Genomic DNA, 20,882 nt, shown 5'->3' on the forward strand with positions numbered 1-20,882 from the left:
CATGAAGGTCGTCTTCGCCGGCACGCCGGAGTTTGCCGCTTGTGCCCTGCGCGCCCTGATCGACGCCGGTGTCGAGATTCCCCTGGTGCTGACCCAGCCGGACCGTCCGGCCGGGCGCGGCATGCAGCTGCAAGCCTCCGCCGTCAAGCAGGTCGCGCTGGCCCATGGCATCGAGGTGCTGCAGCCGCTGTCGCTGCGCATGGATGCCAGGGATGCCCAGCGCGCCGAGGAGGCGAAAGCCGCCCACGAACGCCTGCTGGCCACCAGCTATGACGTGATGGTGGTCGCGGCCTATGGCCTGATCCTGCCGCGCTCCACCCTCGACATCAAGCCCTGCATCAATATCCACGGCTCCCTGCTGCCGCGCTGGCGCGGGGCGGCACCGATTCACCGCGCGATCGAATCCGGCGATGCCGAGACCGGCGTCACCATCATGGAAATGGAAGAAGGCCTGGATACCGGCCCGATGCTGTCGATGGAGCGCCTGCCCATCCTCGACACCGACACTACCGGCAGCCTGCACGACAAGCTGGCCGCGATGGGCGGCCGCATGATCGTCGAGGCCTTGCACAAGATGGCGGAAGGCGGCCTGGACGCCGTGCCGCAGCCGGAACAAGGCGTGACCTACGCCGCCAAGATCAGCAAGGAAGAAGCGAAGCTGGACCTGCAGCGCCCCGCTGCCGAACTGGCGCGCAAGGTGCGGGCTTTCAATCCCTTCCCGGGTGCGCATGCGCAGGCGGGTGGCCTGACCATCAAGATCTGGAATGCGCAGGCGGTCGACGGCAAAGGCCGGCCCGGCCAGGTGCTGGCGGCGGATGCCCAGGGAATCGTGGTGGCTTGCGGGGAAGGCGCGCTGCGCCTGACGGAACTGCAGAAACCGGGCGGCAAGCGCCTGGCGGCGGGAGAGTTCCTGAAGGGATTTTCGTTCGACGGCGTGTCGTTCGAATAATTGCTACATAGGGTGGGCACTCCATGCCCACCTTTACACATTCACATCTTTCGTGGGCTTCGTGATCGATGCCCTGCATCAATCACACCCTGCATCTTAGTGCTGCTCTACCTGAGCACGCACGCGATTGGCTTCCATGTACTCGCGCAGGACCTGGTTGATGCGGGTCTGGTAGCCCGGGCCTGCCGATTTGAACCATTCCAGCATGTCGACGTCCAGGCGGATCGTCACAATCTGCTTCACGCCGCTGGCGGCGTTCTTGTTGGCGGTGCTTTCTTCAGTGCGGGTTGCCGGCTGGTCCCATTCAGGCACGTATTCTTTGTTCATTGCAATTCTTCCCATTGAGGCGGCGGACGACGGGTCCGCACATTCCGTTCGATTTGGACTAGGGGCCGCGCCAGCGGCGGCTCCATGGGAATTAATTGTCGTCCCTGTATGTATCCGGGAAATTGCTAATAAGCCTCATTTTGTATCGTACTGTAACAATGTGACTTCTGATACATAAGGTTACAAACGTCTTTACACGGAGGCCTTCGGCAGCCTCCGCTTGACAGCCGAACAAACTCTGCTAGTAAAGGTATAATCGAAGACCCGCCTCTGTAAAACCCTCCCGGAAACCGACGATGAACACCGCTGCCCCGACCTATTCCCCCGCCGACGCCCATCTGCGCGAGATCCTTGCGCGCCGCATCATGATCCTCGATGGGGCGATGGGCACGATCATCCAGCAGTACAAGCTCGACGAACAGGCCTACCGCGGCGAACGCTTCCGGGATTTCGCCGCGCCTGCCGGCAGCGGAGCACGCGAGCTGTTCGTGAAGGGGAATAACGAGCTGCTGAACCTGACCCAGCCGCAGATCATCCAGGAGATCCACGAGCGCTACCTCGCGGCCGGCGCCRACATCATCGAAACCAATACCTTCGGCGCCACCGGCATCGCCCAGGACGATTACCACATGGCGGAGCTGGTCTACGAGATGAACGTGGAGGCCGCCAAACTGGCGCGCGCCGCCTGCGCCAGGTATTCGACCCCGGACAAGCCGCGCTTCGCCGCCGGCGCCCTCGGCCCGACCCCGAAGACCGCATCGATCTCGCCGGACGTGAACGACCCGGCCGCGCGCAACGTCAGCTTCGATCAATTAGTGAGCTCTTATTACGAGCAGCTGCGCGGCCTGGTCGACGGCGGCGTCGACCTGCTGCTGGTGGAGACCATCTTCGACACCCTGAACTGCAAGGCGGCCCTGTTCGCGATCGACCAGTACTTCGACGAGCATCCGCAGACGCCGCGCCTGCCGCTGATGATTTCCGGGACCGTCACCGACGCCTCGGGCCGCATCCTGTCCGGCCAGACCGTGCCGGCATTCTGGAACTCGGTGCGCCACGCGAAGCCGCTGACCATCGGCCTGAACTGCGCGCTGGGCGCGGCCCTGATGCGTCCCTATGCGCAGGAGCTGTCGACGATTGCCGACACCTATGTGTGCATCTACCCGAACGCCGGCCTGCCCAATCCGATGAGCGACACCGGCTTCGACGAGCTGCCGGCCGACACCTCGGCGCTGCTGAAAGAGTTCGCCGAAGCCGGCTTCATCAACGTGGCCGGCGGCTGCTGCGGCACCACGCCCGAACACATCAAGGCGATCGCCGACGTGATGGCCAAGGCCGCGCCGCGCACCGTGCCGGAGGTACCGACCGCGCTGCGCCTGTCCGGCCTGGAGCCCTTCACCATCGACGACGCCTCGCTGTTCGTGAACGTCGGCGAGCGCACCAACGTGACCGGCTCCAAGGCCTTCGCGCGCATGATCCTGAACGAGCAGTTCGACGAGGCGCTGTCGGTGGCGCGCCAGCAGGTCGAGAACGGCGCCCAGGTCATCGACATCAACATGGACGAGGCGATGCTGGATTCGCAGGCGGCCATGACCCGCTTCCTGAACCTGATCGCCTCCGAACCGGACATCTCGCGCGTGCCGATCATGATCGACTCCTCGAAGTGGAGCGTGATCGAGGCCGGCCTGAAGTGCGTGCAAGGTAAAGCCATCGTCAACTCGATCTCGATGAAGGAAGGCGAGGAAGAATTCCTGCGCCAGGCCAAGCTGTGCCGCCGCTACGGCGCCGCCGTGATCGTGATGGCCTTCGACGAAAAGGGCCAGGCCGACACCTTCGAGCGCAAGACCGAGATCTGCAAGCGCGCCTACGACGTGCTGACGCAGAAGGTCGGCTTCCCGCCGGAAGACATCATCTTCGACCCGAACATCTTCGCGATCGCCACCGGCATCGAGGAGCACGACAACTACGCGGTCGACTTCATCAACGCGACCCGCTGGATCCGCGAGAACCTGCCGCATGCGAAGGTGTCGGGCGGCGTGTCGAACGTGTCCTTCTCCTTCCGCGGCAACGACCCGGCGCGCGAAGCCATCCACACCGTGTTCCTGTACCACGCGATCAAGGCCGGCATGACCATGGGGATCGTCAACGCCGGCATGATCGGCGTCTACGACGATCTCGATGCCGAGCTGCGCGAGCGCGTCGAGGACGTGGTGCTGAACCGCCGCAAGGACGCCACCGAGCGCATGATCGAATTCGCCGGCACCCTGAAGGCCGGCGGGAATAAACAGGAAGCGAACCTCGAGTGGCGCGAGGCGCCGGTCGGCAAGCGCCTGGCGCACGCGCTGGTGCACGGCATCACCCAGTGGATCGTCGAGGACACCGAGGAAGCGCGCGCTGGAATCGCGAATGAAGGCGGCCGTCCGATCCAGGTGATCGAAGGCCCGCTGATGGACGGCATGAACATCGTCGGCGACCTGTTCGGCCAGGGCAAGATGTTCCTGCCCCAGGTGGTGAAATCGGCGCGCGTCATGAAGCAGGCCGTGGCCCACCTGATCCCCTTCATCGAAGAGGAAAAGGCGGAAGAGGAACGCCGCACCGGCATCGTCGCCAAACCGAAGGGCAAGATGGTGATCGCGACCGTGAAGGGCGACGTCCACGACATCGGCAAGAACATCGTCTCGGTGGTCCTGCAATGTAATAACTTCGAGATCGTCAACATGGGCGTGATGGTGCCCGCCGCCGAGATCCTGGCCAAGGCCAAGGAAGAGAACGCGGACATCATCGGCCTGTCCGGCCTGATCACGCCGTCGCTGGAAGAGATGGCCTATGTGGCGCGCGAGATGCAGCGCGACCCCTGGTTCCGCGAGCGCCAGGTGCCGCTGCTGATCGGCGGCGCTACCACCAGCCGCGCCCACACCGCGGTCAAGATCGCACCGCATTACGAAGGCCCGGTGGTGTACGTGCCGGACGCTTCGCGCTCGGTGTCGGTGGGCCAGGCCCTGGTGACCGCGGACACGCGCGACGCCTACGTGGCCGAACTGGCCGGCGACTATGAGCGCATCCGCGAGCAGCACGCCAACAAGAAGGCGCTGCCGATGGTGAGCCTGGAACAGGCGCGCGCCAACAAGGCCAAGCTCGACTACGCGCCTCAAAAGCCGAAGTTCATCGGCCGCCGCGTCTTCAAGAACGTCGAGCTGTCCACCTTGGCGCGCTACATCGACTGGGGCCCCTTCTTCCAGACCTGGGACCTGGCCGGCCCCTACCCCGCCATCCTCAGCGACGAGGTGGTGGGCGAAGCGGCCTCCAAGGTGTTCGAGGAAGGCCAGGCGATGCTGAAGAAGATCGTCGACGGACGCTGGCTGACGGCGAACGGCGCCGTCGCCCTGCTGCCGGCGAACAGCGTCAACCACGACGACATCGAGATCTATACCGACGAATCGCGCAGCGAAGTCGCCTTCACCTGGTACGGCCTGCGCCAGCAGGGCGTGAAGCCGGTGGTGGACGGCGTGCAGCGTCCGAACCAGTGCCTGTCCGACTTCATCGCGCCGAAGGAATCCGGCGTGGCCGACTACATCGGCATGTTCGCGGTGACCGCCGGCCTGGGCGCCGAGAAGATCGAGAAGCGCTTCGAAGCCGAGGGTGACGACTACTCGTCGATCATGGTCAAGGCCCTGGCCGACCGCCTGGCCGAAGCCTTTGCCGAGTACATGCACGAGCGCGTGCGCACCGACCTGTGGGGCTACGAGCCGCTGGAAAAGCTCAGCAACGAGCAGCTGATCAAGGAAGCCTATGTCGGCATCCGTCCGGCGCCGGGCTATCCGGCCTGCCCGGAGCACACGGTGAAGGCCGAGCTGTTCAAGACCCTGCAGGCCGAGGAGATCGGCATGCAGCTGACGGAATCCTTCGCCATGTACCCGGGCGCGGCGGTGTCGGGCTTCTACTTCTCGCATCCGGAGTCGAAGTACTTCGTGGTCGGGAAGATCGGGCAGGACCAGCTGGACGACATGGCGGCGCGCCGCGGGCTGCCGAAGGAAGATGTCGAGCGCTATCTGGCGCCGAACCTGTAACGCCTGAGCCGTCATTCCCGCGAAAGCGGGAACGACGTGGTGGCTACGCCCGCTTGAACTTCCACACGGCGAGCAAGCCGAATACCAGCGCAAACGCCAGCTCCACTCCCATCGCCGGCGCCACCGCCATCGCATCCATGCCGCGCCAGGTGACGGCATCGAGTCCGTCGACCGCCCAGCGGGTCGGCACCGCCATGGTCAGCTTCTGCAGCCATTCCGGGAACAGGAAAGACGGCATCCAGGCCCCGCCCAGCATCACCATGATCAGCACCGCGAACATCGCGATGCGGCGCGCCGCTTCGGGGGTCTTGCCGAAGGCCGCGATCAGCAGGCCCAGGCTGGCGGTCAGCACGCCGAAGCACAGTGCCAGGCCGAGGAAGCCCGGCAGGCTGGCGATGTGCACGCCGAACACCGCCACCGCCACCGCGAACACGATGCACAGCAGGGTAAAGGCGATGATGGCGCCGGAGGCGGCGCGCGACAGCAGCAACTGGGTCAGGCCCACCGGCGCCGCCAGCAGGCGGTTCCAGACGCCGGTGCGCTGCGCCAGCAGGATGCCGATGCCCATGTCGATGCCCATGAAGAGAATGAACTGCACGCCCATGCCGGCGAAGGCGTGGGCGTAGGCGTTGTAGCCCTGCTCCGCCGCGCCGCTGCTGAGCTGCTGGTCGCGGGTGGTGAAGGGCATACTCAGGCCCCTGCCCGCGGCGCCGGACGCGCCGGCACCCTTTTGCGGCAGGGCCTGGAATTTCTGCACGCTGGCCAGCATGTCGCGCAAGGCGCGGCTGTCCGGGTCGGTCTGCGCTTTCGCGTCGAGCTGGCGCAGGCTGCGCTCGGTCATCTCCTGGCCCATCTTCCCGCCGAACATCTCGGCGCTCACCACCGACATCACCTGCTGGGTCAGCATGCCCTTGACCATGCCCAGCACGGCCGGCTGCGAGGGATCGTACAGCAGCGGGATCGCGGGCTTGCCGCCGTTGCCGAACAGGGCCGAGCCGGCCGCTTCGCCGAAGCCCGCCGGCAGCACGATCGCCACTTTCTGGTCGCCCTTGCGCACCGCCTTTTCCGCGGCTTCGCGGGTCATCGGCGTGATGCGCAGGTTGGGGTCGGCCTTGAGGCCGGCGGCGATCCGGTTGCCGATCTCGCTGCCGTCCTGCTGCACCAGCGCGACCTCGATCGCGCTGGTCTTGGCGCTGCCGCCGAACAGGGAGCCGAAGAAGGCCGCGATCACGACCGGCAGCACCAGGGTCATGACCAGCGCGCGGCGGTCCGACAGGAACAGGAGGATGTCCTTGCGGATCAGGGCGACGAAGGGGATCAATGAGGGAGTCAGGGCGGCGTTCATGTCAGTCGCGCAGGCTGCGTCCGGTCAGGGTCAGGAAGATGTCTTCGAGGCTGGTGCGCGCGGTGGCGAAGTGCAGCGGACGGCAGCCGGCCTGCTGCAGCCAGCCCATCACCGGCAGGGCATCGGCCGCCTGCGCCAGGCCGATGTCGATCGCGCCGCCGTTCGCGCTGAGCGAGGTGACGCCGCGCTGGCCGCGCAGGCCTTCCAGCAGCGAGGCATGGGCCGGCTCCGCCAGTTCGACCCGCAGCGCGGCCTGGGCCGCCAGCCGGCTGTGCAGCGAGGCCGGGCTTTCGTCGGCCAGCACCTTGCCGTGGTCGATGATGACGATGTGGTCGGCCAGGCGTTCCACCTCTTCCATGTAGTGGCTGGTGTAGATCAGGGCCTTGCCCTGGGCCTGCAGGGCTTCCAGGGTGTCGAAGATGGCGTTGCGGCTCTGCGGGTCGACGCCGACGGTGGGCTCGTCCAGGATCAGGAGCTGGGGATCGTGCATCAGGGCCGCGGCGATGTTCAATCGCCGCTTCATCCCGCCGGAATAGGTGGCCGGCTTGTCGCGCGCGCGGTCGAGCAGGTTCACCTGGCCCAGGACCTTGTCGATGCGAGCAAGCAGCAGGCCGCCGCGCAGGCCGTACAGGGCGCCGAACAGGCGCAGGTTCTCGGTCGCGGACAGGTCGTCGTACAGGGCCAGGTCCTGCGGCACCACGCCGATCCTGCGCTTGACCGCGGCGGCGCCCGGTCCGACCCGCTCGCCGCCCAGGAAGATCTCGCCCGAGTCGGGCACGAGCAGGCCGCACAGCATGCCGACCGTGGTCGACTTGCCGGCGCCGTTCGGGCCCAGCAGGCCGACGGTCTGGCCGGCCAGCACGCGGAAGGAGACGCCGTCGACCGCCCGGCGTGTGCCGTAGGTCTTGACCAGGTTGTGCACACTCAGGAGGACGGACGACATGCTTTACACCTCCTTAGATCGCGTACCTTACGACGGAATCGGACCACTGGAACGCGGCCATCTCGAGTTCGACCATGTCGTCGCCCGATATCGCCAGCCCGCGCAGCGACGGCAGCACGCCGTCTTCCTGGCCCTCGTGGCTGTCGGGCGACTCGATGCATTCGGCCAGCCTGAGCAGCTCGCCGAAGAAGCCGCCGCGGCGCAGCAGCGCTTGCGAGACCTCGTCGCTGACCGGGATCTGTTCGACGATGTCGGCCATCGGAATGCCGAACAGAACGTCCATCAGCGACATGATGCCGACCGTGAAGGCGATCTCGGACAGGTAGCGCTGGCCGGGGCGCAGGCGCTGGGCCAGCAGCTCCATCAGGCGGCCGCGGGTGGTCGCCAGCATCAGCAGCGGGGTCTGGTTGTGGCCGCGCGTGCCCGGTTCGGCGTACAGCATGATCTGCAGCCAGCGCTGCAGCTGGCGCCGGCCCAGCACGATCAGGGCCTGGGACACCGAATCGATGCGCTGGCGCGCGCCCACCGCCGGCGTGTTCACCAGGCGCAGCAGGTTCATCGCCACCGTGACGTCGCGCTTCACGGCGCGTTCGATGTCGGCGTTGTCGACGTCCGAGGTCACCAGCTTCATCAGCTCCAGCACCGCCGCCTGCGAGGGCGACAGCTTGCGTCCGCCCAGCACCGAGGGACGGGCGAAATAATAGCCCTGGAAGTAGTCGATGCCGAGGTCGAGGCAGGCCTGGTATTCGTCGCGGGTCTCGACCTTGTTCGCCACCACGGTCTTGTCTATGCCGTGCAGGCGCGCCACCAGGGTGCTCAGGGCCGGCTGCGGCGTCGTGCGCAGGTCGAGCTTGACGAAGCGCGCCAGCGGCAGCAGCTTCTGCAGGCGCGCCGCATCGTCCATACCCTCGCCTGCACTGCCGCTATCGATGCCGTCGAGGGCGAACCGGAAGCCGTGGCCGGCCAGCTCGGCCAGGCGCGCCAGGGTCGCCTCGTCCGGCGCCACCGAAGCGGCCAGTTCGAGCACCGTGCGCTCGCGCGGCAGGAAGGCGAAAATGTCGCTGCCCAGCACATCGGCGTCGACGTTCAGGAAACAGTGGGCGTCGCCGATGGCGCGCGCCAGGCCGAGCTGGGCGGCGTGGGCAATGACGGCGGCGGTGGCGCTCAGGCCGGCGCCCTGCCCGACGTCCGCCTGGCCGAGCGGCGTGCTGCGGAACAGCAGCTCGTAGCCGAACAGGGACTGGTTACGGTCCAGAACGGGCTGGCGGCCCAGGTAGAAGTCACGCACCCGCAAGGGATGGTCGGCATGATCCTGTCTCAGGGTATCGGTCATCTCGGACTCTTCGGCAGCTTGTACACCAGGCACTTTACCCCATTCCGTCCGCCTAGTGGCTTTTAGGCATTAATTTCAAGCCAAAAACGTGACATCCTGCTCACATTCAGAAAATTCCTACACGGGCCATCCATCGATGAAGACCTTCAGCTCGCCGGGCGCGAAGTCGGTCCAGGTCTCGTTGGTCGTGAGCGGCGTGGTGACGATGATGGCGACGCGGTCGTTCGGGGTCGTCACCTGCGAAAAGTCGACCGACAGGTCTTCGTCGGCCAGGCAGGCCTTGTCGAAGGGGTATTGGCGCACCACGTAGCACAGCTTGGTCGAGCAATGGGCGAACATGGCGGTGCCGTCGGACAGCATCATGTTGAAGGTGCCGTGGCGGGCGATCACGCGGACCAGCTCGCCGATCGCCGCGCGCAGGGCCGGCAGCGCGGGCGGACGGTCGCCGAAGCGGGCGCGCAATTCCTGCAGCAGGAAGCAGAAGGCCAGCTCGCTGTCGGTATTGCCGACCGGGCGGAAGGCGCCGTCGAGGGTCGGATGGAAGTCCTTCAGGTCGCCGTTGTGGGCGAACACCCAGTAGCGGCCCCACAGCTCGCGCACGAAGGGATGGCAGTTCTCCAGCGCGACCTGGCCTTGCGTGGCCTTGCGGATATGCGCGATGACGTTCAGCGACTTGATCGGATAGCGCTTGATCAGTTCGGCGATCGGGGATGCGATGGCGGCCTGGTGGTCGACGAAATGGCGAACGCCGGCGCCTTCGAAGAAGGCGATGCCCCAGCCGTCGTGATGGGTATCGGTGCGGCCGCCGCGGTGGGCGAAGCCGGTGAAGCTGAAGACAATGTCAGTGGGGACATTGCAATTCATGGCAAGTAATTGACACATGGGTCAAGCTTACCATGGGACGCTGCCGGGCCGGTCTTGGTAAAGACGACAGGCCCGGGCCGTGCTGTTCAATGCAGGACGACCGGCTGGCTCATCAGGGTATCGTAGGAACCCAGGAACTCGTCGATCTCTTCCATCGTCGGCTCGCTCGCGATCAGGTTGTTGACGTCGCGCCGGAAAGCCTGAGCCAGTTTGCCGCCGATGAACGCTTCGCGACGGCCGGACTTGTCGACGATCTCGTAGCCGCCGAAGCGCAGGGCTTCGAGGTTGTGATCGACGCCAAATTCGACGACGCTGTACTGCTCGCTGTTATAGATCATGTTCATGATGACTCCTTCACTCGATCAGATTGGCGAAGCTTGGTGCCCGGCGGCGGGCAGCCAATGATGAATGCAATCTACTTCAATGCCGAGGTGGGGCTGTCCTGATCGATTTCAAGCTTCCGAAATGCTGAGAACGCTGTAGGCGCGGTCCTATGAAGGCGATGAGATCAGGTCGGGTGTCAGCCTTAGCAGCTGATCGTATGGCTCGGCTTGCAGCCACGATCGCAACTGATCAAGATGCTCGCTGCGGGCGACGCCGATGAAAAGGCGTTCCGGGCGCTGGCGCAGCATGCGATTCAATGTTACACGCAAAACCAGATTGCCGGTGCAGCACAGGCAACCGGGGGCAATGCGCGCGAACAGGACATCCGCGGGAAGGCTGTCGAGAGGGGAATTGCCGGGCGCGAGGCCCTCGAGAATCACAGCGGATCTTGCACCATTTTGGTGCAATTTTGACAACTGAAGCTGGTCGAAAATGGCTTGTTCGCGTACCGCTGCCGAGGAACCCGTGACCAGTGTTGCGGTCACGGGACTTGCCGCGCTCATTGAGCGGCGTTCTTCTTGCCCAGCTTGCCAGGCTCGACGCCGAGCTGCTTGAGCTTGCGGTACAGGTGGGTGCGTTCCAGGCCGGTCTTCTCGGCCACGCGAGTCATGGAACCGCCTTCGCGGCCCAGGTGGTGTTCGAAATACATGCGCTCGAAGGCGTCGCGGGCTTCGCGCAGCGGCAGGTCGAAGGACAGCGTATAGCCGTGGGCATGGGCTTCGCCATTGCCGACCGGGCGGGCGATGCCGATCGCACCGTTCGCAGGCGGCTGGGCCGCGTACATCGGGGCGCTGGGCATGCTCGGCTCGGGCACCGGGGCGCTGGCGACGGCCGGGCGCGGGGCGATGGCCGGGGCGCGCGCCACTTCCTGGGCGCGGGTCAGGCCCTGCTGCACCGCCTTCAGCAATTTCTGCAGGGCGATCGGTTTTTCGAGGAAGTTCAGGGCGCCGATGCGGGTCGCCTCGACCGCGGTGTCGATCGTCGCATGGCCCGACATCATAATCACGGGCATGGTAAGCAGGCCGTCACGCTGCCACTCCTTGAGCAGGGTGACGCCGTCCGTATCCGGCATCCAGATGTCGAGCAGGACCAGGTCGGGCGCGCCCTGCTGACGCGCGTTCCTGGCCTGCTGGGCGTTTTCCGCCAGCTGCACCACGTGGCCCTCGTCGCCAAGGATTTCCGAGAGCAGTTCCCGGATTCCCATTTCATCATCAACTACGAGTATGTTCGCCATTCTCTCTTGCCTTCCTGTCTGACCCTCACAGCCCAGATTCTATGCGCGAATCACGCTTCGGCCAAGTTCGCCTCGGGTGCTAACTTTAACAGCAAAATCGATACCGAAGCGCCAGATCCGTCCGCGCGGTTGGCGACATCGATCCGGCCCCCGTGTTCATCGACGATCTTCTTGACCATCGGCAGGCCGAGACCGGTACCCCTGGCCTTCGACGTGACATAGGGTTCGAAGGCGCGCGACAGGATCTTCGGCGCGAAGCCGGGGCCGTTGTCGACGATCGCCAGGCGCACCGCGGTGCCGGCGGCGCCGTCCGCGCCTTCGTAGTGGATGGTCTCGGTCAGCACGTCGATGCGCGGCGGTCCGCCGTCGGGCGGCGGCGAATCGACCAGCGCGTCCTGGGCATTCGCAAGCAGGTTGTGGATCACCTGGCGCAGCTGGGTGGCGTCGCCCATCACGCGCGGCAGGTTGGGCGCCAGCATGGCGTGGATGACGTCGGAGCCGTCGCCGGCCAGGTAGAGGTTCAGGACCTGCGAGATCAGGTCGTTCAGGTCGAGGGGACCGAGCACCGCCGGCGGCGCCTTGGCGTAGTCGCGGAAGTCGTCGACCATGCGCTTCATGGCGTCGACCTGGGTGACGATGGTGTCGGTGCCCTTCTTCAGCAGCTCGGCGCCCTGGGGGTCGAGGCGGTCCGCCAGCTTCATCTGCATGCGCTCGGCCGACAGCTGGATCGGCGTCAGCGGGTTCTTGATCTCGTGCGCCAGGCGCCGCGCGACCTCGCCCCAGGCCACCGAGCGCTGGGCCGAGATCACGTCCGAGATATCGTCGAACACCACGATGAAGCCGCTGCCCGCCCCCACCGGCAGGCGCGAGCCGCGTGCCAGCAGGGTCAGGTCGTGGTCATCGCTGGTGCCGGGGCGGCGCGGGACTTCGATCTGCTGCTGCCAGTGTGAGCGCTGGTCGCCGTGCCGGCGTCCCTGCTTGGCCGCCGACTGCGCGCTCTGCGCCGAGAAGGCCCTGGTGACGGCGCTGGCAAAGGCTTCCAGTCCCTCGATCTCGTCCAGCGGGCGGCCGGCCAGCGCGCTGGCGTCGACCTGCAGGATGCGGTGCACGGCATCGTTCGAATTGACCACCACGCCGTCGGCATCCATCACGACCACGCCGGCCGACATATTCGCCAGCACCGATTCCAGGTGGGCCTTGGCGCTCTGCAGCGCGGCGCGGTTGCGCTCGACGGCGGACCTGGCCTCGAACAGCTGGCCGGTCATGGCGTTGAAGGACTGGGTCAGCGTGCCGAGTTCGTCGTTGGTCTCGACGATCGGCCRCGGCGACAGGTCGCCCTCGGCCACCGCGCGCGTGCCCTCGGCCAGCACCAGCAGCGGCTGCGCCAGGTTGCCGGCGATGAGGAAGGCGCTGCCGATGGCGGAGAAGATCGCCAGCAGCAGGGTCAGCGTGAGGGTACCGATGTACATCTTGCGCAGGCCGGTGCGCGAGAAGGCGCGGCTCTGGTAGGTGCTGTAGGCGTCCTGCAGCACCTGGGCGTTGGTGGCCAGATTGATCGGCACCGACTGGATCAGCTGCAGGTAGCGCGGCTCGGTGCCGGGCGGTTCCGGCACCGACACCACCGCGCGCAGGCGCAGGCCGGTCGCCATGTCCAGGCCGCTGGGCGCGCCGGCACCCTGGAAGTCGCGGAATTCGTGCTCGGCGCTGCCTTCGGATTGCGCATACCCGCCCGGCAGCGCGGCCTGCTTGAGCATCTGCTGGCTCGGCAGGTCGGGCGTGAGGTCGACCTGCGGATCCTCGGCGGCCGAGACCAGCACCTTCCCATCGGCCGACAGCAGCAGCGCGCTCTGCATCCCGGTCTCGCCGCTGACCAGGCGSGTCAGGATCGCCCGCGCGGCGGCGGGGTCCTGGCCGGCCAGGGTGGCGGCGGCGGTGCTGGCGCTCGCGACCAGCTGGGACTTCGATTCGTCCAGCGCGGCCTGCCCCAGCTTCAGGCCCGAGTCCAGAGCGGCCTCGATCTTGACGTCGAACCAGGACTCGATCGAGTGCGACACGAAGCGCACCGAGACCATGAAGATCACCAGCCCGGGCAGGATGCCGATGCCGGCAAACAGCAGCATCAGGCGGGTCATCAGGCGCGAGCCGAACTTGCCGGCCTTGTGGCGTGCATACAGGCGCGTCAGGGCGACGATCACCAGGATCAGCAGGGCGCCGGCGACCGCGGTGTTCAGTCCCAGCACCCAGGAGTAGTTCCGGTCCAGGAAGCCCGAGTTGTCCGAGGCGGAGGCGAGCAGGAACAGCAGGATCGAGCCGATCGCGCTGCCGATCACGAGCACGTAGCGCAGGACCTGGGTCACGGCTTACTCCGCACGGTAGGTGAAGGTCTTCTTGTGCGAAGCCAGGCGCAGGTCGGAATTGTTGAAGGCATCCACCTGGAGCGGCTTCTGCAGGTATTCACGGTCCATGAACATGCGCAGGGTCACGTTGTAGGTCTCGCCGGACTTGAGGTCGCCGCGCGCGGCGAACAGCCAGGGCACCGGGCGGCGGATCAGGAACAGGGCCTCGTCGAGGGTGGCGAAGCTTTGCTGCAGGCTGCCGATCACCTGCACGGTGTACTGGCGGTTCAGCAGGTCGTAGTGCAGGCGCACCGTGCGCCGTTTCGACACCGCCTTGTCGTCGTACCACCACCAGCGCGGCCGGGTCAGCTCGATCTCGGTGGTGAAGTACAGGGCCACGCCGTGCATCACGGCCTGTTCCAGGCCCGGGGTCAGGTCGAAGGAATAATTGGAGGACAGGCGGTAACCTTCATCGGAGGCCTCGATGCTGGCGCGGGTGATCTCGATCCCGTCGGCCGCCTGCGCACCGGCGCAGGCGAAGACCAGCATCAGCTGGCAGACGAACAGACGGAAAAGTCGGGCAATCACTAGGGCCAGGCCTCAAAAAGCGTGTTATCGGGAGGTCTTACGCCCCTGCCTTCTGGAACAGGGCATAGAACAGACCATCATGATCCTGCCCGGCACCGCTTGTCGGAAGAAGCTGGCCCGGCGCATCGAGACGGACCGCACCGTGGCGCGCCGCGAAGGCGGCGGCCTGCGCTTCCGATTCCTGCGGCCAGAGCGAACATGTCACGAACAGCAATTTACCATCGGGCCGCAGCATCTGCCAAAGATTGTCGAGTATTTTGGTGGAAAGTGTTGCAAGTTGGTGGGTATCGCTCTTCCGACGCAACCAACGGATGTCCGGATGGCGCCGCACGATGCCCGAGGCCGTGCACGGCACGTCGGCCAGGATGCGGTCGTACTGCCGGCCGTCCCACCAGTTGACGGCCTCGGCCGCACCGGTTTTGACGGTGGCGTGCAGGCCCAGGCGCTGCAGGTTCTGGTCGACGCGCGCCAGGCGGCGGCCGTCGACGTCGAGCGCGGTCAGGTCGACGGCAGCTAGCTCGAGGATGTGGCCGCTCTTGCCGCCCGGGGCCGCGCAGGCGTCCAGCACGCGCATGCCGTCGTGCAGGTCGAGCAGCGGCGCGGCCAGCTGGGCGCCGGCGTCCTGCACCGACACCACGCCCTGCTCGAAGCCGGGAATCTGCGCCACGTTCATGGCCTGGGCCAGGCGCAGGGCCGACGGGCCGACGCACGTGGCCTCGATGCCGGCCGCGGCCAGGGTCTGCAGATAGGCCTCGACACTGGTCTTGCGCAGGTTGACGCGCAGGGTCAGCGGCGGCTGGCGGTTGCCGGCCTGGAGGATGTCCTGCCACTGCTGCGGGTAGGCGGCGCGCACCGCGTCGATCCACCATTGCGGGTAGTTCCAGCGCGCCAGCGGCTGCGGCAGCGCAGCCGCCAGCAGGGCTTCCTTCTCGCGCAGGAAGCGCCTCAGCACCGCGTTCACCATCGCCTTGGCATGCGCGAAATCGGGGTGGGCGGCGGCGGCGCCGACGGCCTGGTCGACCACGGTAAAGGCTTCGTAGGGCGGCTGGGTGCCTGCCAAAGGATCGAGCAGGGCCAGCGCCGCGCACAGCAGGCCGGCCAGCATCGGCGGCTCCGGCGATTTACTGGTCATCATGGCCAGCAGGGTCTCGCTGCGGCCCAGCTGGCGCATCGTGCGGTAGGCGATGTCCTGGATCGCGCCGCGCGCCTGCGGGGTCGCCTCATAGGCATGGAAGACGTCGGACAGGGCCTGGGGCAGCGTGGTGCCGTTCCACACCCGGGCGACGCTGCTGGCCGCGCCGAGCAGGGCGAACGCGAGCGAATCGCCCTTCAGCCCGGGACGGTAATCGAGCTGGACCGGGGTCTTGAACTCATGGCTCTGGCGCAGGCGCGGCGCCTCCTCGCGGACCGGCGCCGGTGCCGGTGTGGATACCGGAGCCGAAGCGGGCGCCGGCGGGCGCGCCGGCGCGGGTGCAGGCCCCTGGCCGCGTGCACCCTGCTCCGGCCGGCCGGCCGGACGTCCCTGCTGCGGCGCACCCCGGCCCGGGCCTCCCTTGGCCTGCGGACGCGCGGGGCCAGGCTTGTTCTGTCCGGGGCGCGCGGCGCCCGTGCCGGCGGTCCTGGCCTTGGGTTTGAGGGTGAGCGTCGGGCGCTTTTCAGTCATGGCGAATGATCAATGCATAAAGACGCACATTGTAGCGGTTAAGCGTTGCGCAGGCTTAAACGAAGCTTTGGAGCAAGGGCCGGGAACGTATTCCGCCTTGCGTCAAACCAGTATAATGACCGATGTTCGCCTGGATCCAGGCCCCAACCATTTCATTTTCGACCACAGTTCATGCTCGCCCAACAAAAACAAGAAATCGTTGCCCTGTTCCAGGCCGCCCTGGCCCCGATCGTCGCCGGCACCGATTTAATCCCGAACATCGCCCTCGAGCGCCCGCGCGACCCGACCCACGGCGACATCGCCTGCAATATCGCGATGCAGCTGGCCAAGCCGCTGAAGACCAATCCGCGCGAGCTGGCCACCCGCCTGGTCGCCGCCCTCGAAGCCGATCCGAATGCCAAGGGCCTGATCGCCTCCGCCGAGATCGCCGGTCCGGGCTTCATCAACCTGCGCCTGGCCGACGCCGCCAAGCAGTCGGTGGCGCGCACCATCCTGCAGCAGGGCGAAGCCTACGGCCGCGGCGACAGCGGCGCCGGCCACCACGTGATCATCGAATTCGTCTCGGCCAACCCGACCGGCCCGCTGCACGTCGGCCACGGCCGCCAGGCCGCGCTGGGCGACTCCATGTCGGCGCTGTTCGAAGCCCAGGGCCACAAGGTCACCCGCGAGTTCTATTACAACGACGCCGGCGTGCAGATCCTGACTCTGGCCAATTCGGTCCAGGCGCGCGCGCGCGGCTTCAAGCCGGGCGACCTGGAGTGGCCGGAGTCGGCCTACAACGGCGACTACATCCAGGACATCGCCGACGACTTCATGGCGAAGAAAACCGTCTCGGCCAGCGACGGCCAGCCCGCCACCGGCAGCGGCGATACCAACGATCTCGAATCGATCCGCCGCTTCGCCGTCACCTACCTGCGCAACGAGCAGGACCAGGACCTGCAGGCCTTCGGCGTCAGGTTCGACAATTACTACCTGGAGTCCTCGCTGTACCTCGATGGCAAGGTCGAGGCCGCGGTCCAGGCCCTGGTCGACGCCGGCGTCACCTACGAACAGGACGGCGCGCTGTGRCTGAAGACCACCGACTACGGCGACGACAAGGACCGCGTGATGCGCAAGTCCGACGGCACCTATACCTATTTCGTGCCGGACGTCGCCTACCACATTCAGAAATTCAAGCGCGGCTTCGACCAGGCCATCAACGTCCAGGGCAGCGACCACCACGGCACCATCGCCCGCGTGCGCGCCGGCCTGCAGGCGGTAAATATTGGTATCCCGCGCGGTTATCCTGATTATGTGCTGCACAAAATGGTCACCGTCATGAAGAACGGCGAAGAGGTCAAGATCTCCAAGCGCGCCGGCTCCTACGTGACGGTGCGCGACCTGATCGAATGGTCGGGCAACGGCGACGTCACGCGCGGCCGCGACGCGGTGCGCTTCTTCCTCATCTCGCGCAAGGCCGATACCGAGTTCGTGTTCGACGTCGACGTCGCCCTGGCCACCAACGACGAGAACCCGGTCTACTACGTGCAGTACGCCCATGCGCGCATCTGCTCGGCGCTGGCCAACTGGGGCGGCGACGTCGCCAGCCTGGCGAACGCCGACCTGTCGCCGCTGACCCAGCCGCACGAAGCCAGCCTGCTGGCCAAGCTGGCGGCCTACCCGGAGATGCTGCAGCGCGCCCAGGCCGAACTGGGCCCGCACCAGGTCGCGTTCTACCTGCGCGAACTGGCCGGCGAGCTGCACAGCTACTACTTCGCCCACAAGTGGCTGATCGAGGACGACGAAGCGCTGAAGCTGGCGCGCCTTGCCCTGGCCACCGCAACCCGCCAGGTACTGCGCAACGGCCTGGCCCTGATCGGCGTCTCGGCACCGGAGAAGATGTAAGTCCATGACCGCTTTTCGCACCCGCACCATCCGCGCCGTCGCGCGCCAGCGCGGCAGTACGCTCACCGGCCTGATCATCGGCCTGATCGTCGGCCTCGGCATCGCCGTCGCCGTCGCCCTGACGATCACCAAGGGCGCCTCGCCGTTCACCGAAAAGGCCGCCAAGACCGGCCGTCCGGCCGACCCGGCCCCGGGCCAGGCGATGGATCCGAACAAGCCGATGTACGCCAACCGCGAGGCCGTGCGCGAGGCGAACAAGGAAGTCACCGAGAAGGCCGCGGCGCGTACCGCCGCGCCGGCCAAGCCGGCCGAGTCGGCGGACCCGCTGGGCCAGGCGATCGCCAGCATGGAAGCGAAACCGGCGGCCCAGCCGGCGGCGCACGACAGCCATCCGCTGGCCGTGCCCGCCGCCGCGCCGGCCTCGCACGCCGTGCCGGCCGCCCCTGCCGCGGCCGCCGCACCGGCGCCCGCCACGACCACGGCCAGCGCGGCCGGCAGCGGCGAGTACGTCTATTACCTGCAGGCCGGCGCCTTCCGCAACATGCCGGATGCCGAGGCGACCCGCGCCAAGCTGGCCCTGCTCGGCTTCGAAGCCGCGATCAGCGACAGCACCCGCGAAAGCGGCGTGCTGCATCACGTGCGCCTCGGCCCATACAACCAGGTCGAATCGATGAACAAGGCGCGCGCCAAGCTGCTCGACAACGGCGTCGACGTCGCCATCGTGCGCAAGCAGCGCTGAGCGGGCCTCGATGACGAGCCGCCGCCTGTTCTGTGCCGCCGCGCTCGGCCTGGCCGCGGCGGCGCTGTCCCTCCCCGCCGCCGCCGAGCCACAGGACGGCGCCGGTTACGTGACCCTGCCCTCGCCGCAGCCCACCGGCACCGGCGGCAAGGTCGAGGTCATCGAGTTCTTCGCCTACTACTGCCCGCACTGCTACGCCTTCGAACCGCGCCTCGCGGCCTGGGTCAAGCAGCAGGGCGACAGGATCGTGTTCAAGCGCGTGCACGTCCCGCGCGACCCCAATGTCCTGCCGCAGCAGCGCCTGTTCTTCACGCTCGAAGCGATGGGCCTGCAGGAGCAATACCACGACCGGGTGTTCGCCGCCATGCACGTCGACCGCCTGCGCCTGAACAGCGACGAACAGGTGTTCGACTGGATCGCGAAGAACGGCATCGAGCGCGCCCGCTTCATCGACACCTACCGCTCCTTCGGCATCCAGCAGCGCCTGCGCCGCGCCGACGCCATGATGGACGCCTACCATGTCGACCGCTGGCCGGTGGTCGTGATCGACGGCCGCTGGCTGACCTCGCCCTCGCACGCCGGCAAGCACGCACCCGAAGCGCACACCGAAGCCCAGCAGCAGCAGGCGGCGCTGCAGGTGATGGACTACCTGGTGGCCAAGGCCAGGCAATGAGCGCCGCGCCGCCGCGCGTCTTCATCACCGGCGCCTCGAGCGGCATCGGGGCCGCGCTGGCGCGCGAATATGCCGGCCGCGGCGCCGCGCTCGGCCTGCTGGCGCGCCGCAAGGATGCGCTGGACGCCCTGATTTCTTCCCTGCCGAATCCAGAACGCCACCGCGCCTGGGCGGTCGACGTCACCAACCACGCCGCGCTGGCAGAGGCGGCGCGCGGCTTCATCGCCGCGCATGGGAGCGCCGACATCGTGATCGCCTCGGCCGGCATCTCGCACGGCACCCTGACCGAACGCCCCGAGGACCTGCCGCTGTTCGAGTCCGTGTTCGCCACCAACGTCAACGCCACCGTCGCCACCTTCGCGCCCTTCATCGCCTCGATGAAGCAAGGGACCGGCGCGCGCCGGTTGGTGGCGATCGGCAGCCTGGCGGGCATCCGGGGTTTGAAGGGCGCCGGCGCCTACTGCGCCTCGAAGGCGGCGGTGCACAGCTATGCCGAATCGCTGCGCCTCGAAATGCGCACTCACGGCATCCGGGTCGTGACCATCGTGCCCGGCTATATCGATACACCCATGACCAGCAATAACCGATTCCCCATGCCCTTCCTGATGCCGGCCGAGCGTTTCGCGGCCCGCGCTGCCGACGCCATCGACGCCGGCAGCGGTTTCCGTGTGATTCCCTGGCAGATGGGCGTCGCCGCCCGGCTGCAGCGCCTGCTGCCGAATGCCGTGTTCGACCCGCTGTTCGCGCGTGCGCCGCAGAAGGCGCGCAAGGAGACCGCATGAATGCCGAACGCATCATGGCTTTGTCGAAGGCAGGGGTCGCGGTCGAAGTGGTGCTTGAAACCGGCTCGACCAATGCCGACCTGCTGGCGCGCGCGCCTTCCCTGAGCGCGCCGGTGCTGCTGGTGGCCGAGCACCAGACCGCCGGCCGCGGCCGCGCCGGCCGCAGCTGGCTATCAAGCCCCGGACACTCGCTCACCTTCTCGCTGGTCTGGAAATTCGACGGCGGCCTGCACACACTGACCGGCCTGCCGCTCGCGATCGGCACGGCATTGGCCGAGACCCTGGGCCGGCTCGGCCAGCCGGTCCAGCTCAAGTGGCCGAACGACCTGCTGAAGGACGGCGACAAGCTGGCCGGCATCCTGGTGGAGACGGCGCCGGCCCCCGAGGGCGCGGTGTGGACCGTGATCGGCATCGGCCTGAACCTCGCCATGCCGGACGAACTGGAAGAACAGATCGGCCGCCCGGTGGCCGCCGTGCCCTGGCTGGCGCGCATGGAACGCGACACCCTGCTGGCCGCCATTCTGRACGGCCTGGCCGAGGCCCTGCGCCTGTTCGAACGAAGCGGCTTTTCCGCCTTCAGCGCGCGCTGGAACCTGCTGCATGGCTGGCAGGGGCAGACCGTCGTCATCCTCGACCGTGGCGAGGTCCTGCACGAGGGCCTGGCCGCCGGCGTCGACGATGCCGGCCGCCTGCTGCTCGACACCGAAAACGGCCGCGTCGCCATCGTCGCCGGCGACGTTTCGCTGCGCATCAAGGCATAAGGAAGAGCCGCCA

Annotated in this window: 18 protein-coding genes; 7 read left to right on the forward strand and 11 right to left on the reverse strand. The window is 67.1% G+C overall.

Annotated elements, in window-relative coordinates; genetic code table 11:
- The first annotated feature begins 1 nt into the window (after position 1).
- Positions 2-949 carry a methionyl-tRNA formyltransferase gene (gene fmt, locus AC1DIX_RS15405; protein ID WP_477325462.1) on the forward strand — a complete coding sequence of 316 codons (948 nt, stop codon included), beginning with the start codon at positions 2-4 and terminating at the stop codon, positions 947-949.
- A gap of 96 nt (positions 950-1,045) precedes the next feature.
- Here the strand turns inward: fmt and AC1DIX_RS15410 are convergent, their stop codons facing one another.
- Positions 1,046-1,276 carry a BrnA antitoxin family protein gene (locus tag AC1DIX_RS15410; protein ID WP_442124040.1) on the reverse strand — a complete coding sequence of 77 codons (231 nt, stop codon included), beginning with the start codon at positions 1,274-1,276 and terminating at the stop codon, positions 1,046-1,048.
- A 296-nt stretch (positions 1,277-1,572) separates the two neighbouring features.
- On the opposite strand from AC1DIX_RS15410, the gene metH reads away from it, so the two are divergent.
- The gene (metH, locus tag AC1DIX_RS15415) at positions 1,573-5,340 is read left to right on the forward strand and encodes a methionine synthase (protein ID WP_477325464.1); all 3,768 of its coding nucleotides are present in this window, start codon (positions 1,573-1,575) and stop codon (positions 5,338-5,340) included.
- A 43-nt stretch (positions 5,341-5,383) separates the two neighbouring features.
- Here metH and AC1DIX_RS15420 read toward each other — a convergent pair whose 3' ends face one another.
- The 10 genes from AC1DIX_RS15420 to rsmB all read right to left on the reverse strand — a co-directional run bounded on the left by AC1DIX_RS15420 (position 5,384) and on the right by rsmB (position 16,030).
- A complete protein-coding gene (locus AC1DIX_RS15420) occupies positions 5,384-6,685 on the reverse strand; it encodes an ABC transporter permease (protein ID WP_477325466.1) in 1,302 nt (433 codons plus the stop codon).
- Position 6,686: 1 nt separating this feature from the next.
- Complete coding sequence (locus AC1DIX_RS15425; protein WP_477325468.1) at positions 6,687-7,628, reverse strand: ABC transporter ATP-binding protein; 942 nt, start codon at positions 7,626-7,628, stop codon at positions 6,687-6,689.
- A 13-nt stretch (positions 7,629-7,641) separates the two neighbouring features.
- Positions 7,642-8,961, reverse strand: coding sequence for an EAL and HDOD domain-containing protein (locus tag AC1DIX_RS15430; protein WP_477325470.1), 1,320 nt, complete (start codon positions 8,959-8,961; stop codon positions 7,642-7,644).
- 117 nt (positions 8,962-9,078) lie between these two features.
- Positions 9,079-9,843, reverse strand: a complete 765-nt coding sequence (locus tag AC1DIX_RS15435; protein ID WP_477325472.1) for a class II glutamine amidotransferase — start codon at positions 9,841-9,843, stop codon at positions 9,079-9,081.
- A gap of 68 nt (positions 9,844-9,911) precedes the next feature.
- The gene (locus AC1DIX_RS15440) at positions 9,912-10,169 is read right to left on the reverse strand and encodes a BTH_I0359 family protein (RefSeq protein WP_047827039.1); all 258 of its coding nucleotides are present in this window, start codon (positions 10,167-10,169) and stop codon (positions 9,912-9,914) included.
- A 147-nt stretch (positions 10,170-10,316) separates the two neighbouring features.
- Positions 10,317-10,694 carry a P-loop NTPase family protein gene (locus AC1DIX_RS15445; protein ID WP_442124046.1) on the reverse strand — a complete coding sequence of 126 codons (378 nt, stop codon included), beginning with the start codon at positions 10,692-10,694 and terminating at the stop codon, positions 10,317-10,319.
- 14 nt (positions 10,695-10,708) lie between these two features.
- A complete protein-coding gene (locus tag AC1DIX_RS15450; RefSeq protein WP_442124047.1) occupies positions 10,709-11,443 on the reverse strand; it encodes a response regulator in 735 nt (244 codons plus the stop codon).
- A gap of 50 nt (positions 11,444-11,493) precedes the next feature.
- Positions 11,494-13,800 (reverse strand): sensor histidine kinase, encoded by a 2,307-nt coding sequence (locus tag AC1DIX_RS15455; protein WP_477325474.1) that lies wholly within the window; start codon positions 13,798-13,800, stop codon positions 11,494-11,496.
- A 3-nt stretch (positions 13,801-13,803) separates the two neighbouring features.
- A complete protein-coding gene (locus tag AC1DIX_RS15460; RefSeq protein ID WP_477325476.1) occupies positions 13,804-14,367 on the reverse strand; it encodes a DUF4390 domain-containing protein in 564 nt (187 codons plus the stop codon).
- 37 nt (positions 14,368-14,404) lie between these two features.
- Positions 14,405-16,030 (reverse strand): 16S rRNA (cytosine(967)-C(5))-methyltransferase RsmB, encoded by a 1,626-nt coding sequence (gene rsmB / locus AC1DIX_RS15465; RefSeq protein WP_477325478.1) that lies wholly within the window; start codon positions 16,028-16,030, stop codon positions 14,405-14,407.
- A 171-nt stretch (positions 16,031-16,201) separates the two neighbouring features.
- Between rsmB and argS the strand changes: the two genes are divergently transcribed.
- The 5 genes from argS to AC1DIX_RS15490 are packed head-to-tail and all read left to right on the forward strand — an operon-like array spanning position 16,202 to position 20,869.
- Complete coding sequence (argS, locus tag AC1DIX_RS15470; protein ID WP_477325480.1) at positions 16,202-17,914, forward strand: arginine--tRNA ligase; 1,713 nt, start codon at positions 16,202-16,204, stop codon at positions 17,912-17,914.
- Positions 17,915-17,918: 4 nt separating this feature from the next.
- Positions 17,919-18,653 carry an SPOR domain-containing protein gene (locus AC1DIX_RS15475; RefSeq protein WP_442124052.1) on the forward strand — a complete coding sequence of 245 codons (735 nt, stop codon included), beginning with the start codon at positions 17,919-17,921 and terminating at the stop codon, positions 18,651-18,653.
- A 10-nt stretch (positions 18,654-18,663) separates the two neighbouring features.
- Positions 18,664-19,326 (forward strand): thiol:disulfide interchange protein DsbA/DsbL, encoded by a 663-nt coding sequence (locus tag AC1DIX_RS15480; protein ID WP_477325482.1) that lies wholly within the window; start codon positions 18,664-18,666, stop codon positions 19,324-19,326.
- The gene (locus tag AC1DIX_RS15485; protein ID WP_477325484.1) at positions 19,323-20,108 is read left to right on the forward strand and encodes an SDR family oxidoreductase; all 786 of its coding nucleotides are present in this window, start codon (positions 19,323-19,325) and stop codon (positions 20,106-20,108) included. Before AC1DIX_RS15480 ends, AC1DIX_RS15485 begins: the two co-directional genes overlap by 4 nt.
- A complete protein-coding gene (locus AC1DIX_RS15490; protein ID WP_477325486.1) occupies positions 20,105-20,869 on the forward strand; it encodes a biotin--[acetyl-CoA-carboxylase] ligase in 765 nt (254 codons plus the stop codon). The genes AC1DIX_RS15485 and AC1DIX_RS15490 overlap by 4 nt, the downstream gene beginning before the upstream one ends.
- The last annotated feature ends 13 nt before the right edge of the window (positions 20,870-20,882 follow it).

The organism is Massilia sp. 05N420, assembly GCF_056397205.1.

What these genes read in the sequence shown, in the direction of transcription:
- rsmB (WP_477325478.1), bottom strand. Translation starts at nt 16,030, where the DNA reads ATGACTGAAAAGCGCCCGACGCTCACCCTCAAACCCAAGGCCAGGACC.
- AC1DIX_RS15450 (WP_442124047.1), bottom strand. Translation starts at nt 11,443, where the DNA reads ATGGCGAACATACTCGTAGTTGATGATGAAATGGGAATCCGGGAACTG.
- AC1DIX_RS15435 (WP_477325472.1), bottom strand. Translation starts at nt 9,843, where the DNA reads ATGTGTCAATTACTTGCCATGAATTGCAATGTCCCCACTGACATTGTC.
- AC1DIX_RS15480 (WP_477325482.1), top strand. Translation starts at nt 18,664, where the DNA reads ATGACGAGCCGCCGCCTGTTCTGTGCCGCCGCGCTCGGCCTGGCCGCG.
- AC1DIX_RS15410 (WP_442124040.1), bottom strand. Translation starts at nt 1,276, where the DNA reads ATGAACAAAGAATACGTGCCTGAATGGGACCAGCCGGCAACCCGCACT.
- AC1DIX_RS15475 (WP_442124052.1), top strand. Translation starts at nt 17,919, where the DNA reads ATGACCGCTTTTCGCACCCGCACCATCCGCGCCGTCGCGCGCCAGCGC.
- AC1DIX_RS15485 (WP_477325484.1), top strand. Translation starts at nt 19,323, where the DNA reads ATGAGCGCCGCGCCGCCGCGCGTCTTCATCACCGGCGCCTCGAGCGGC.
- AC1DIX_RS15440 (WP_047827039.1), bottom strand. Translation starts at nt 10,169, where the DNA reads ATGAACATGATCTATAACAGCGAGCAGTACAGCGTCGTCGAATTTGGC.
- AC1DIX_RS15420 (WP_477325466.1), bottom strand. Translation starts at nt 6,685, where the DNA reads ATGAACGCCGCCCTGACTCCCTCATTGATCCCCTTCGTCGCCCTGATC.
- AC1DIX_RS15430 (WP_477325470.1), bottom strand. Translation starts at nt 8,961, where the DNA reads ATGACCGATACCCTGAGACAGGATCATGCCGACCATCCCTTGCGGGTG.
- fmt (WP_477325462.1), top strand. Translation starts at nt 2, where the DNA reads ATGAAGGTCGTCTTCGCCGGCACGCCGGAGTTTGCCGCTTGTGCCCTG.
- AC1DIX_RS15425 (WP_477325468.1), bottom strand. Translation starts at nt 7,628, where the DNA reads ATGTCGTCCGTCCTCCTGAGTGTGCACAACCTGGTCAAGACCTACGGC.